The organism is Streptomyces sp. MAR4 CNX-425 (genome assembly GCF_048656465.1).
Taxonomy (GTDB): Bacteria; Actinomycetota; Actinomycetes; order Streptomycetales; family Streptomycetaceae; genus Streptomyces.
The window spans coordinates 508,928-522,145 of record NZ_JBMDLF010000006.1; the positions used below are offsets into that span (position 1 = coordinate 508,928).

11 protein-coding genes are annotated in these 13,218 nt (G+C 76.3%); 5 read left to right on the plus strand and 6 right to left on the minus strand.

The window, feature by feature from the left end:
* Positions 1-9: 9 nt before the first annotated feature.
* The 3 genes from ACHZ99_RS20015 to ACHZ99_RS20025 form a co-directional block, all read right to left on the minus strand.
* Complete coding sequence (locus ACHZ99_RS20015) at positions 10-1,524, minus strand: glycosyltransferase family 39 protein (protein ID WP_420306012.1); 1,515 nt, start codon at positions 1,522-1,524, stop codon at positions 10-12.
* Between the two features lie 151 nt (positions 1,525-1,675).
* Positions 1,676-2,341 (minus strand): response regulator, encoded by a 666-nt coding sequence (locus tag ACHZ99_RS20020; RefSeq protein WP_420306013.1) that lies wholly within the window; start codon positions 2,339-2,341, stop codon positions 1,676-1,678.
* Complete coding sequence (locus ACHZ99_RS20025) at positions 2,338-3,705, minus strand: sensor histidine kinase (protein WP_420306014.1); 1,368 nt, start codon at positions 3,703-3,705, stop codon at positions 2,338-2,340. The genes ACHZ99_RS20020 and ACHZ99_RS20025 overlap by 4 nt, the downstream gene beginning before the upstream one ends.
* Before the next feature lie 161 nt (positions 3,706-3,866).
* Here ACHZ99_RS20025 and ACHZ99_RS20030 point away from each other — a divergent pair, with 161 nt between their 5' ends.
* Positions 3,867-4,220: a VOC family protein gene (locus ACHZ99_RS20030; RefSeq protein WP_420306015.1), complete on the plus strand. Its 354-nt coding sequence runs from the start codon at positions 3,867-3,869 to the stop codon at positions 4,218-4,220.
* Between the two features lie 147 nt (positions 4,221-4,367).
* On the opposite strand, the gene ACHZ99_RS20035 is transcribed toward ACHZ99_RS20030, so the two are convergent.
* Positions 4,368-4,892, minus strand: a complete 525-nt coding sequence (locus ACHZ99_RS20035) for a hypothetical protein (protein ID WP_420306016.1) — start codon at positions 4,890-4,892, stop codon at positions 4,368-4,370.
* 233 nt (positions 4,893-5,125) lie between these two features.
* On the opposite strand from ACHZ99_RS20035, the gene ACHZ99_RS20040 reads away from it, so the two are divergent.
* Positions 5,126-5,776, plus strand: a complete 651-nt coding sequence (locus ACHZ99_RS20040; protein ID WP_420306017.1) for a TetR/AcrR family transcriptional regulator — start codon at positions 5,126-5,128, stop codon at positions 5,774-5,776.
* Here the strand turns inward: ACHZ99_RS20040 and ACHZ99_RS20045 are convergent.
* The gene (locus ACHZ99_RS20045; RefSeq protein ID WP_420306018.1) at positions 5,750-6,616 is read right to left on the minus strand and encodes an alpha/beta hydrolase; all 867 of its coding nucleotides are present in this window, start codon (positions 6,614-6,616) and stop codon (positions 5,750-5,752) included. The two genes, ACHZ99_RS20040 and ACHZ99_RS20045, sit on opposite strands and share 27 nt — an antisense overlap.
* 134 nt (positions 6,617-6,750) lie before the next feature.
* Complete coding sequence (locus ACHZ99_RS20050; protein ID WP_420306019.1) at positions 6,751-10,149, minus strand: S8 family peptidase; 3,399 nt, start codon at positions 10,147-10,149, stop codon at positions 6,751-6,753.
* A gap of 87 nt (positions 10,150-10,236) precedes the next feature.
* On the opposite strand from ACHZ99_RS20050, the gene ACHZ99_RS20055 reads away from it, so the two are divergent.
* The 3 genes from ACHZ99_RS20055 (at position 10,237) to ACHZ99_RS20065 (ending at position 13,210) form a co-directional block, all read left to right on the plus strand.
* Positions 10,237-11,202, plus strand: a complete 966-nt coding sequence (locus ACHZ99_RS20055) for a transcriptional regulator TrmB (RefSeq protein ID WP_420306020.1) — start codon at positions 10,237-10,239, stop codon at positions 11,200-11,202.
* A 258-nt stretch (positions 11,203-11,460) separates the two neighbouring features.
* Positions 11,461-12,219: a S1 family peptidase gene (locus ACHZ99_RS20060; RefSeq protein WP_420306021.1), complete on the plus strand. Its 759-nt coding sequence runs from the start codon at positions 11,461-11,463 to the stop codon at positions 12,217-12,219.
* 322 nt (positions 12,220-12,541) lie between these two features.
* On the plus strand, positions 12,542-13,210 hold the full coding sequence (locus ACHZ99_RS20065) for an HNH endonuclease family protein (protein WP_420306022.1): 669 nt from the start codon (positions 12,542-12,544) through the stop codon (positions 13,208-13,210).
* Positions 13,211-13,218 lie beyond the last annotated feature (8 nt).

Here is a 13,218-nt window from a genome sequence, read left to right on the forward strand (position 1 = left end):
CCGGTGCCGTCAGCACGCGCCGGGGCGCGCGTACAGGGTGACCCGGGCGCCGTGGACGCGGGTGGTGGCGCAGCGTTCGAAGCCGGTGCGGAGGGTGGCCCGTTTGACGCGCTCCGCCGGGCTTCCGTCGAGGGGCTGCCCCGCCGGGTCGTGGAGCACGACGATGCGCCGGGCGCCGAGCATGCGCGCCCGGATCGCGGCCGGCGGCAGCTCGGTGCCGTACAGGGTGTGGGAGGCGCGCGGGTCCGCGCGCAGGGCCAGGTCGGTCAGGCCGCGGTAGGCGGGGTCGCCGGACAGCGTCCAGGCCCGGCGGCGGGCCGGGGAGAAGAGCAGCCCGTCGCCCGGAGCCGACCGCGCCTGTACGGCGGCGGCGACCGCGGCCAGGTCGTCCGGCCGGCTCTCGGGCGACCGCAGATGCTGGCCGACCGGCACCGCCAGGGCCGCCGCCGACACCGCCGCGACGGCCGCCACCGCCACGCGCGGCGGGCCGCCGCGGCGCCACCCGGCGTGCAGCGCGGCACCCGTCAGCAGCGCCACTCCGGCGCCGGAGTAGACGACGTAGCGGTCCACGAACAGGAACGTGACGGGCGACGCCAGCAGGAGGGCCGCCGTCGGGACGAGCGCCAGCGGCAGCGCCACCGCCGCCACCCGCCCGCCCACCGCCGCCGCACAGGCCAGGGCCACCGCCGCCAGCGCGACAATGCCCAGCGAGGTGCGCACGTCGGGCGGGCCGATCCACGCCACCTGCTCGGTCTGTCCGGCGCTGATCGCCGCCGGCGGCGCGAGGCACGCGGCCACGCCGCCCGCCGCCGCGCCCCAGGCGCGCAGCTGCCCGGCCGGTGCCCGGGCCGCGAGCACCGTCACCCCGTGGGCGAGCACGGCCAGGAAGGCGAACTCGTGCAGCAGGCACGCCGCCAGCGACAGCGCGGCGTAGCCGGCCCACAGGCCGGTGCGCCGCTCGTCCACGGCGCGTACGAACAGCACGGTCGCCCACACCACGGCGGCGCACACCAGCGCGTACGAGCGCCCCTCCTGCGCGTACCGCTGGACGTCGGGCAGCAGCGCGAAGACCGCGCCCGCGGCGAGGCCGGTGCCCGGGCCGGCCAGCATGCGGCCGAGCACCGCCACGCCGGCCGCGGCGGCCGCCATGGCCAGCACCGACGGCAGCCGCAGCGGGACGAGGCCGTCGCCGCACACCGCGAACACCCCCTGCATCAGCAGGTAGTACAGGCCGTGCACGATGTCGTAGTCGTCCAGGACGCGCAGCAGTCCGGCGGGGTCCCGCCGGGCCATGTCGTACGTGACGGCCTCGTCGCGCCACAGCGTGCCCTGCCGGCGCAGCCCCCACAGCCCGAGGGCCAGGGTCAGCGCGACGGGGATCAGGACGGCCGCCGCCCTGCGCGGGCGGGCGGGCGCCGGGGCGCCCCCGCGGGCCGGTGGCGCGGGACGGGGCGCGGGCGTGCGCGGACGGTGGTCGACGGCCATGACGGCCTCCTCGGTCAGGGCATGGGAGTCGGCGGGCATCGCGCGGGCCGTGGGCCCGGGGCGCGTGCCCGGGGTCGCCTCGGTGCCGTTTTCGGCATGGCGGAGGCGGGGAAGCGGCCGGTGGCCGGGGTGAAGGTGAAGGGTGCGGGGGGTGGGGAGGAGAGCGCGGCCGGTCAGCGCCCGGCGGGCGTCAGGGCGACGGCGTCACCAGCCGGGCCTCGTACGCGTACACCGCCGCCTGGGTGCGGTCGCGCAGGCCGAGCTTCTCCAGGATGCGCCCGACGTGGGTCTTGACGGTCGACTCGGCGACGACGAGCCGGGCGGCGATCTCCGCGTTGGACAGGCCGCGGGCGATGTGGGTGAGCACCTCCGTCTCGCGCTCGGTCAGGTCGGCGATCCGGGTGCGCGGCGCCGGGACGGCACTGGCGGCGGCGGTTCCGGCGAAGGTGCCGATCAGGCGTTTGGTGACGGTGGGCGCGAGCAGCGCTTCGCCCGCGGCGACGATCCGCACCGCTTCGGCGAGCTGGCCGGCGGAGGCGTCCTTGAGCAGGAACCCGCTCGCCCCGGCGCGGAGCGCCTGGTAGACGTACTCGTCCTGGTCGAAGGTGGTCAGCACCAGGACCTTGGCGTCGGCGTCGGCGGCGACGATCCGCCGGGTGGCCTCCAGGCCGTTGACGTTCGGCATCCGGACGTCCATGAGCACGACGTCCGGCCGCAGCTCCGCGACCTTCGCGACGGCCTGCTGCCCGTCGCCGGCCTCTCCGGCGACCTCGATGTCCGGCTGGGCGCCGAGCAGAACGGAGAAGCCTTCGCGGACCATTTCCTGGTCGTCGACGATGAGCACCCGGATGGTCACGCGTCCTCCTCGGTCGCGGCCGGCGACTCCACGAGGGCGGGAGCGGGCAGGAAGACGACGACCTCGTAGCCGCCGTCCGGCGTCGGACCGGCCGTCATCTCCCCGTCCAGCACGGCGACGCGCTCACGCATCCCGGTGATGCCGTGCCCCGAGCCGCTTCCGGCGGGCACCGACGCGGTCCCGGACGCCTCGTCGGCGACCGCGGGCCCGTTGACCACGCGCAGCCCCAGGCCGCCCAGGACATAGGCGAGTTCGACGCGGGTGGCGGAGCCCGGCGAGTGCCGGAGCGCGTTGCTGAGCGCCTCCTGGATGACGCGGAACGCGGACAGCTCGACGCCCGGCGGCAGGTCCCGGCGGGCGCCGGTGACCACCTTGTCCACGGGGAGCCCCGCCTCGCGGACGTTGTCCAGCAGGGCGTCGAGGGCGTCCAGGGTGGGCTGGGGGGCCTCCGGCGCGTCGTAGCCCTCGAAGTCGGCGACGCGGATCACCCCGAGCACGCGGCGCAGCTCGGCGAGCGCGGCGACCGCGTTCTCGCGGATGGTGCCGAAGGAGGCGGCCAGCTCGGGCGGTATGTTCTCCACCCGGTACGGCGCCGCCTCCGCCTGGATGGCGATGACGGACATGTGGTGGGCGACCACGTCGTGCAGCTCGCGCGCGATGGTGGTGCGCTCCTCCAGCACGGTGCGCTTCGACCTCTCCGCCAGGGTGGCGTCGTCGCTGGCGGCCAGCCGGTTGCGCGCCTCCAGCCAGGCCCGCAGCAGGAGCGCCCCGCCGAGCGCGACGGCCGACCAGACCGCGAAGGCCGTGACGTTGTCGCTCTTCCAGGACCGGGGGGAGGCGACGGTCGCCAGCAGGACGCCCACGGCGACGGTGCCCGCCCAGACCGCGGCCGCCACCACCGGACGGCTGCGCAGCGCCACCACCACCATCACCGTCAGGTGCGAGGGGAACGTCGGCTCCGCGAACGGCCACGGGTCGACGTCCAGCCCGGCCACCCCCACGGCGGCCACGCCCGCGAGGGACAGCCACCAGGCGGCGATCGGCTGGATCAGCACCAGCAGCAGCGGGACGGCCGCCGTCAGGCCCAGCAGCAGGGTCAGCCCCGTGCTCCAGTCGGGACCGTCGTAGGAGTGCCGCCCCGCGTACACCGCGTAGCTCAGCCAGAACATCGAGACGGCGAACAGGACGACCACGCCGTGCACCAGCCAGACCAGGGCCCGCCGCACCTCCACGGGGAACACGGCCCAGCCGGGTCCGTCGGTGGACAGCGGGGGCAGCGGCCGGACCCCGGCCGCGCCGGAGATCAGCTCGTGCCGCAGCACGGCCAGGCCGTCCTGGATCGTCTTACGGAAGGTCTCGGTCACGCCGAGAACGGTATGCGGACGGTCTCGGCCCCCGCGTCCGCCTGCGTACGGATATCCCCGCATCCGCCTCAGGGACTAGACGGGGGACCCCCGGGTCTCCCCGGTCGGCGCGGCGTTTCACGCGCCGGAGGAGGGCGGAGCCGAGGGCTAGGATCGCCTCCATGCCCGCACGTTTCAAGGATCTCGCGCTGGACGCCCACGACCACCAGGCGCTCGCCGACTGGTGGTGCACCGCCCTGGGCTATGCCCGCCGGACCTATCACGGCGAGCCGCGGCCGGCCGAGTGGCCGGTGCCCATCCACGACCCCGCCGGACGCGGACCGGTCATCTGGATCAACCCGGTCCCGGAGGCCAAGACGGTCAAGAACCGGATGCACCTCGACGTCTGGGGCGACCCGGCGGAGCTGCGGGAGCTGGGCGCGGAGCTGGTCCGCCGGCGGGACGACGAGATCTCCTGGCACGTCATGGCCGACCCCGAGGGCAACGAGTTCTGCGTCTTCGAAGAGGAGCGCTGACGGCCGGGCCGCGGACCCGGGAGCCGGCGGCGGAGCGCTTCCCGCGCGCGTACGGCGCGGCCGGCGGGGACGCCGGGGGCGGGGTCCGCGCCGGCCCGGCGCGGAGGGGGTTCGCCACCCCGCTGGACGAGTTCTTCTGACGTACCGTCACGGTCCGGTCGCCGTCGCCGGCGCCGGGCCGGGCGGGTCCGGCGCCGCGCCCCGCAGCTCGACGCCGCGCGGCGCCCGCTCGCGCGGCACCGCGAAGACGGCGAGCGCGTCGAAGGGCTCCGCGCACTTCCGGTACGAGGGGGTGCCGGCGGGCACCGCGAAGAGGCCCTGCTCCGCGGAGCTGCGCAGGGCGGCGGAGCCGGCGCGGGCGCACCCGGTGCGCCAGGCGAACGCGACCAGCGCCTCGGCGCCGAAGTCCCGCCGGGCCAGCCGGGCCGCCGCCCCGTCGCCCAGCGCCGGCGCGGGGAACCGCTCCGCGAAGGCGGCGACGTCCGCGCGGGAGCGCAGCACCGTGCGCACCGGCCCGTAGCCGTGGCCGGACGCGAAGTGCACCAGGTCGGCGTCCGGCACCCGCTCCTCCGCGCCCGGCTCCGCGTCCCCCAGCACCGCCCACACCCCGCTCACCAGCAGCGCCCCGGCGACCGCGGCGCCGGCCGCTATGACCCGCGGTCCCCGCGGCATCCGCCCGCGGGAGGTGTGCCCGCGCGCGTGGCGATCGGCCCGTCCTCGTCGCGGCTGGAGAACCACAGCACCGTCAGCTCCTCGATCGCGGTCCGCGTGTCACCCGTACCGACCAGTGTGCCCGGCGGCACCGGCAACGGCCCCGGCCCGGACGCCCGGTTCCCGTTTCCGCCGGCCGCGGCGGGGACGGCGCTGGTCATAGACTGGCGGGTAGGTGAAGGAGGCGAGCAACGGTGGCCGGTACGCGGGTGGACGGGCGGGTCGAGCGCGGCAACCAGACGCGCCGGCTCGTGCTGCGGCGGACGATGGACATCGCCTCGGTGGAGGGCCTGGAGGGCCTGTCGCTGGGCCGGATCGCGGGCGAGCTGGGGCTGAGCAAGAGCGGGGTGTTCGCGCTCTTCGGCTCCAAGGAGGAGTTGCAGCTGGCGACCGTGCGGGCGGCGGGCGCGGTGTTCGCCCGGACCGTGGTGGTGCCGGTGGCGGACCTGCCGCCGGGCGTCGGGCGGCTGCGCGCACTGTGCGACCGCTGGCTGGCCTATTCGCGCGAGCGCGTCTTCCCCGGCGGCTGCTTCTTCTACGGCGCGGCGGCGGAGTTCGCCTCCCGCGGCGGTCCCGTGCACGACGCGGTGGCCGCGGCGCTCCGCGACTGGACGGCGTACGTGGCGCAGACGGCCGAGGAGGCCCGGGCGGCGGGCGAGCTGCGGCCGGAGACCGACCCGGGCCGGCTCGCGTTCGAGCTGATCGCGCTGCTGGAGCACGCCAACCTGCTGTCGCTGCTGCACGGCGCCCCGGACGCGTACGAGCTGGCGGACACCGCCGTCGTGAGCCGGCTGCGCGCGTCGGCCACGGACCCGGACTCAGTCCCGGACGCGCTCTCCGGCTGAGACGAACTCCAGCGCCGTGCGCACCACGTCCGGGTCCGCCAGGATCCGCCGGTGGCCGAGGCCGCTGGTGCGGTGCTGCCGGACGCGGTCGCCGTAGGCCGCGGCGGTCTTGTCGGCCTGCCGGGCCGAGACCATGCGGTCCTTCTCGTCGTGGACGAGCAGGATCGGCAGCACGACCTCGTCCGGCCGGTGCGTGACGTCGAAGCGCCGCCACAGGTCGTGCTCGCCGGGGAACATGTCGGTCTCGATGCGGCGCCGGAGCGCGGCCTTCACCCGGGGCCCGAGCCCGAGGCCGGCGCAGAACACGTCGACGACGTGGTCGAAGTCGGCGACGCCGGAGACGACCACCAGCCGGTCGGCCGCGGCGGCGCCGCGCAGCGCGAGGAAGGCGGCGGAGCCGCCGAGGGAGTGCGCCACGACGGCCTCGAAGCGGCCGTGCTCCTCGTACAGCCGGGCGATGATCTCGCGGTACTCCAGCACGGTCGTGCGGCGCCCCTCGGACGCGCCGTGGGCGGGGGCGTCGAAGGCGACGGGCGTGTAGCCGGCGGCGCGCAGCGCGGCGATGTACGGCGCGAAGTGGGCGGCCCGCGAGCGCCAGCCGTGCACCAGCAGCACCGGCCGCTCGCCGTCGCCCCAGCAGTACGTGACCACGTTCTTGCCGGCCACCGTGAGGCTGCCGGTGAACGCGCCGGCGAGCAGCCGGCGTTCGGCGTCCGAGAAGGTCCGGTCGGCGCGCGGATAGCGGTAGAGGACGAGGGCGCCGCGGCCCGCGAGGCCGGGGAGGACGGCGGCGGTGGCGTTGAGGACCCTGGCTATGAGGGCGGTGGCGGCTGGCTTCATGGCTCAGAATATAGCACGACCGTTCGCTCACTTTTCTTGGCCGGGCGGGGTTCCTCTCCGCCGCCGGACACCGCGCCGGACACCGCGCCGGCCCCGGGTTCGACCCGGGGCCGGCGCGGGAGCGGGGCGGCGCCTCAGCCGGCGCGGTAGGCGTCGACGATCGTCTGGTCGATCGCGCGGCCCTCCGCCGCCGTGGCACGTACCCGCACGGACACCTCCTGGCCCGGGCGCGGCCACACCCCCGGGACGAGCGCGGTCAGCTCCCCGTCCCGGCCCCCGAGGACCACCCCCTCGCGCCACCGCCGGCCGCCGTCCGTGGAGGCCCAGAACCGCACGCCGCCGCGCTCGGTCCTGATCGCGTCCTCGGGCCCCGCGGTGGAGGTCAGCCGCAGGCCGACCGTGAGCGGCCGGTACGCGGGGACGTCGCCGTCGCGGTCGGTGCGGGGCGCGTAGTCGACGCCCAGCAGCCGCACCCGCTCCTGCCCCGTCGCCGGATCCGCCGGGCCGCGGGCGGGGAACGTCCAGCTCGTGCGGGTCTCGCTGCCGATCGGCAGCGCCTCGCGGTCGGGGCGGGAGATGTGCTCCAGCCGGTACGTGGCGGGCTCCGGCGTGACGGGGAAGTAGCTGGTGCCGGGGCGGGCCGGGATCTCGGCGCCGTCGCGGAAGAGCCGCAGGCTCTCGTTGCCGGCGGCCGGCACGTTCCACACCGATCCCTGGTGCTCGCCGTCGCTCAGCGAGACCGGCAGGTCGAGGAGGTCGCCGTAGTGCACCCCGGAGATGACCGCCGGGGCCGGGGCGCCGAACCAGACCGGTGCGGCGCGCTCCCCCGGCTCGTACGGCAGCGTGGGGGCGCACAGGCGCGCGAGCGCCGTCCCGGGGCCGCGGACGCAGTGGCGCCAGCTGACGTCCGGCCGCGCGGTGACCAGTTCCACGCGGCGCTGCGGCACCGCGATCGGGTGCTCGAAGACGATGGCGGTCTCGACGCCGTCGCTGCGCGCCTCGCGGGTCTCGATGTACGTGTCGTCGCGGCCGAGCAGCGAACGGTAGTCCGCCTCGACCCGCGCCAGCCTGCGCGTCTCCGCGCGCGTGACGTGGTAGCGCGGTGGGTCGGGGATCGTCTCGCCGCGGCCGAGCACCAGCTCGTACACGTCGGCCTGCCGCCCGTGCGTCCGGCCGTCGGCCTCCAGGCGCCAGCGGGTCTCGAACGCCGCGGTGCCGTGCCGCACCGGCCGGGTCGGCTGCAGGAAGACCCGGCCCTGCTCGATCTCCTCGCCGGTGGCGTAGATCCCCTCGTCCATGCCGCCGGTGCCGGCCTCGTCGTGGCGGGCGTAGTGGACGGAGGCGTGCCGCACCCGGGTGTCCGCGCCCGCGACCGTCGCGGGGCGCAGCGGCAGCGCCTTGCGGGCGTCGATGGTGTACGCCATGTCGGCGTCCACCCGCACCTCCGGGGAGCCGGCGAAGGCGACGGTGGCGGGCTCGCCGTCCGCGGCGGGCGTCTCCACCTTGGCCAGCATCGTCAGCGGGCCGGGCAGCATACGGGCGGTGGCGCGGCCGTTCCCGTCGAGGTGGACGGTGCGGAAGCCGCCGCCGGTCTCCGGGTAGGTCTCGGCCATGTTGAGCAGCCACAGGCTGCCGCCGGCCCAGGGCCGGCCGTGCCGGTCGAGGACGGTCAGGTGCACGTCGTGGCGGGGCGGTTCGCGGTAGAAGCTGAGCGGCAGGGTGACGGTGTCGTGCCCGCTCTCGGTGAGGACGACGGCGCCGGAGTAGACGCCGGGCGCGACGTCCGCGGGCCGCAGGGTGACCGTCACCGCCTCCGTGGCGCCGGGCGCGACGGTCACCGTGCCGGGGCTGACGGTGACGGCGTCGTCCGCGAGGGGGGCGCCGGCGCGCTCGGCGGCGAGGTCGGTGAGGGAGACGGTGCGGGGCTCGGCGCCGGTGTTGGTCAGGGTCAGCCCGACGGTCGCCGGGCGGTCGCCGTCGGGGTGGCGCAGGTAGCCGAAGTCGACGTTGCCGCGGTTCAGCCGCAGCGTCTGGCCGGTGGCGCCGGGCAGGTCGAGGACGCCGGCGCCGGCGACGTGCGGCCGGGGCTCGGCGGGGTCGCCGTCCGCGGTGGTCATGAGGGCGGTCTTCAGCCGCGGCCCGTCCCAGCCGGGGTGCTTCTGGAGCAGCAGCGCGGCGGCGCCGGCGACGTGCGGGGTGGCCTGCGAGGTGCCGCTCATCGCGGTGTACGGGTCGGCCGTGCCGCCGCCGGCCCGGGCGCCGGTGATGTCGACGCCGGGGGCGGTCAGGTCGGGCTTGGCGAGGAACGTGCCGGTGGCCGGCCCGACGCTGGAGAACCGGGGCGTACCGCCGTTGGCGCGGGCGGCCCCCACGGTCAGCGCGCTCTCCGCGACGCCGGGGGTGCCGATGGTGCCGGAGTACGGGCCGGAGTTGCCCGCGGCGACGACGAAGAGGGTGCCGGTCTCGGCGGCCAGGCTGTCCAGCGCTCGGGCGACGGGGTCGTTCTCCGGGCGCTCGGGCGCGGTGCCGCCGAGGCTGAGGTTGACGACGTCGGCGCCCTGCTCGGTGGCCCACTGCATGCCGGCGATGACCCAGGACGCCCGGCCCTGGCCCGCCCCGTCCAGCACCCGGCCGGACAGCAGCCGGGCGTCGTACGCCACGCCCCGGCGGGCGCCGCCGGACGCGGCGCCGCTGCCCGCGACGAGCGAGGCGACGTGGGTGCCGTGGCCGTTGCGGTCCGCGGTCGTGCCCTCGCCGGTGAAGTCGGCGGCCTCGGCGACCTTGCCGCGCAGGTCGGGGTGGTCGGCGTCGACACCCGAGTCGAGGACGGCGACGTCCACGCCGGCGCCGGTCAGCCCGGCGTCCCACACCTCGGGGGCACCGATCTGGCGGAGGTTGCCGTCGAGTTCGGCGGCTTCCAGCCGGCTGTCCAGCCACACCCGGCGCACCCCGGCCGCGGCGGGCCCGGCGGGGCGGGCGAGCGTGGCGGCGAAGCCGTCGGCGTCCTTCTTGGGCAGTTCCACGGCGACGGCGCCGATGCTCGGCAGCGGCAGCGCGTCGGCGCGCGCCGCGGTGCCGGTGGCGGCCAGCGGGCGCGGGCCCTGCACGATGAGCGGCAGCGCGCCGGTGGTGGCGTCGTCGTAGCCCATGTCGACGAGAGCGGTGATGTTGAACAGTTCGAGGTCGAGTACCTCGGGCACGAGCCCGGCGGCGTCGTCGGGGACGACGTAGACGTCCTCGCCGTCGCGCAGGGTGGTGAAGGAGCGGGTACCGGCGGAGTCGGGCCGGGGCGTGACGGAGACGGCGGGCGGGCCGTCCGCCGTCTCGTCGAGGGTGACCTCGTCGCCGGTGATCAGGGTGACCGTGGCGGAGGCGGCCGGGGCCGGAGCCGCCGCGCCGCCGGCGGGCGACGCGGCCGGGGGCGGGGGGCCGGCCGCGGCCGGCGTGGCCGACAGGGCCGGGAGGGTGAGCCCGCCGAGGAGGAGGGCCGTCACGGCAGCGCGGAGGTGCTGGGGAAGCCGTCGAGAGGACATGATCAGGTCTTACCGCGGGCGGCCGCGCCGCGGAACGGATCTCCGTGGCGTCTTGTCGCCACGTCTATAACTGGCCACGATGGCCGGATGCTTGAGGTCCTGGGGGTACCGTCGTACGCAGAGTCCGTCTACCGCGCGCTGCTGGCGGCGCCCGGCCGGACCGTCGCCGAGCTCGCCGGCCGGCTGGGCCGCTCGGAGCGCGCGACGCGGCGCGGCGTGACGGAGCTGGCGGAGCTGGGCCTGGTCAGCCGGCTGCCGGGGCGTCCGGTACGGCTGCTGGCCACCCGCCCGGACACCGCCGTCGACCTGCTCGTCGCCCGGCGCCGCCGGGAGCTGGGCGAACTGCAGCGCAACGCACGGGCGCTGGCGGCGACGCTGAGCACCGGCCGGCAGCCCGACGAGCTGCTGGAGATCCTCACCGGCCGGCAGGCCATCGCGGAGCGCTTCGCCCAGCTCGTCCGCGGCTGCGAGCGGGAGCTGCTGGTCTTCGACCGGCCGCCCTACGCCGCCGACGCGACCGGTTCCGAGGAGGGGGTGACGGCGCGGCTGCACGAGGACGTGGTGGTGCGCGGCATCTACGCCCCGGAGTCGCTGGAGTACCCCGGCGCGCTGGCGGCGGCGCGGCGGGCGGCGGCCAACGGCGAGCGGTCGCGCGTCCATCCGCAGGTGCCGATGAAGCTGGCGGTCGCCGACCGGGCCCTGGCGCTGCTGCCGATCGCGCTCGACGACCAGGTGGACAGCGCGCTGGTGATCCGCCCGTGCGCGCTGCTGGACGCGCTCGTCGGCCTCTTCGAGCTGCTGTGGCAGCAGGCCGCGCCGCTGCTGCCGCAGGCCGGGCCCGACCGGCCGTCGTGCTCCGACCTGGGGCTGCTGACGCTGCTCGCGGCGGGGGTGAAGGACGAGGCGATCGCCCGGCAGCTGGGCGTGAGCCCGCGCACGGTCACCCGCCGGGTGGCGGAGCTGCTGGACGAGCTGGGTGCCCGCACCCGCTTCCAGGCGGGAATTCTGGCGCAGCGCCGCGGCTGGCTTCCGGACCCTTCACCCCGCGCCTGAGCGACGCAATTCCCGGCGTCCAGACACCTTTCCATTATTCGACGGCCATATCACCGCGCTATGCAAGCGATTTCTTCGAGCGGACCCGGAGACGTTGACTCCGGATGATGAACGTCCAGGTCAGAGCGCTTAGTTGCGGGTACGTGAATTCGCGTGCCGGCCCGGCGCACTGTTTACGTGTCCCGGGATGCGCGCTTACGCTCGTGCGGCCCCCTTCGGCATGAACACACCGAAGCCCCCATGGGAGGAACACGCAAAATGAAGAGACGAATACGCGCCCTTATGCGGTTCGGCGGGTTAGCCACCGCCGTCGCCGCCGTCCTGTCCATGTCGGGTGCGGCCGCGGCCGCCGGTTCCGCCCAGCCCACGCCGCCGCCGGGCACCAAGATCGTGGGCGGCCAGCCGGCCTCGGAGACGTACTCCTTCATGGCGTCCCTGCAGAGCGCGTCCGGGAGCCACACCTGCGGCGGCAGCCTGGTGCACCCCCGCTGGGTCGTCACCGCCGCGCACTGCGGCACCCCGTACCAGGTGCGGATCGGCACCACCGACCGCACCTCGGGCGGCGAGGTCCGCCGGGTCGTCGAACGGCGCCAGGTCGCCGCCGACATGGCCCTGCTGCGCCTCGCCTCTCCCTCGGCGCAGACGCCCGTGCCCATCGCCGGCTCCGCGCCGCCCGGCGCGGCGACCCGGCTGATCGGCTGGGGCCAGACCTGCCCGACCCGCGGCTGCGGCGCCCCGCCGGTGCGGCTGCGCCAGCTCGACACCACGATCCTCGGTGACTTCTCCTGCGCCGGCATCCGGGGCACGTACGAGCTGTGCGTCAACGGCGGCGGCGGCCGGGGCGCGTGCTACGGCGACTCCGGCGGCCCGGCGGTGGTCGGCGGGCCCGGCGACTGGCGGCTCGTCGGCGCCACCAGCCGCGGCACGGCCGGCACCTGCGCCGTCTCCCCCGCGATCTACGGCGACGTGACCTCCGTGAAGTCGCGGATCGACGCGATCATCGGCGGCGTCCGCTGACCCGTCCGCCCCCACCGCACCACGCCACCCGCCCCGCCGGACCCGCCACCGCCACCGCCACCCGCGCCCGCCGACCGCCCGCCCCGCACCCGCGCCCCCGCGCGACGGCCCGCTCCCGTCGCCCGGGGGCGCTGCCGTACACCTGCGCGACAGCTCGCGGTTGTCGAACTTTCGTGCATAGAGGCCCTTGTCGTGGGCATGTCTACACGCGTCGACAGTCGGGCCTGTGCGCCCAACCCGTGTCCGCCGCGGGGCGGTTCGCCCGCGGCCCGCCGGCGCGCGCCCGGCCCCCGGTGCTCGTCCTCACCCCTCGGAGGCCAGCTTGTTCAGGTCGCTCGGATCGTCAGCGATATCCCCCCGCGGCTGGACCGCGGTGCTCGCCCTTCTGGCGCTCGTCCTCGGCGCCGCGCTCGGCGCGGCGCCGCCGGCGTCGGCGTTCCCGCCGGACGTGCCGTCCAAGGCCCGGGTGCAGTACGAACTCGACCGCCTGACCGTGGCCCGGGAAGGCTCGATGACCGGCTACGACCGCGAGAAGTTCCCCCACTGGAACGCCGTCTCCGGCAACTGCAACACCCGCGAGTGGGTCCTCCGCCGCGACGGCGACGACGTGACCACCGGGGCGGACTGCTACCCCGACTCCGGCAGCTGGTACAGCTACTTCGACGGCGTCACCCGCACCGCGCCCTCGCAGATCTCCATCGACCACATCGTGGCGCTGGCCGAGGCGTGGCGCTCCGGCGCCCGCGGCTGGAGCACCTCCCGCCGCGAGGCGTTCGCCAACGACGTCACCGGCCCCCAGCTGATCGCGGTGACCACCGAGGTCAACAGCTCCAAGGGCGACCGCGACCCGTCCGACTGGCGGCCGCCGCGCACCTCCTCCTGGTGCGGCTACGCGAAGTTCTGGATCCACACCAAGTACCGCTGGAACCTGACGATCGACTCCGCGGAGAAGTCCGCGGTGCAGAGCATGCTCGACCGCTGCTACTACTGACCCCCGCG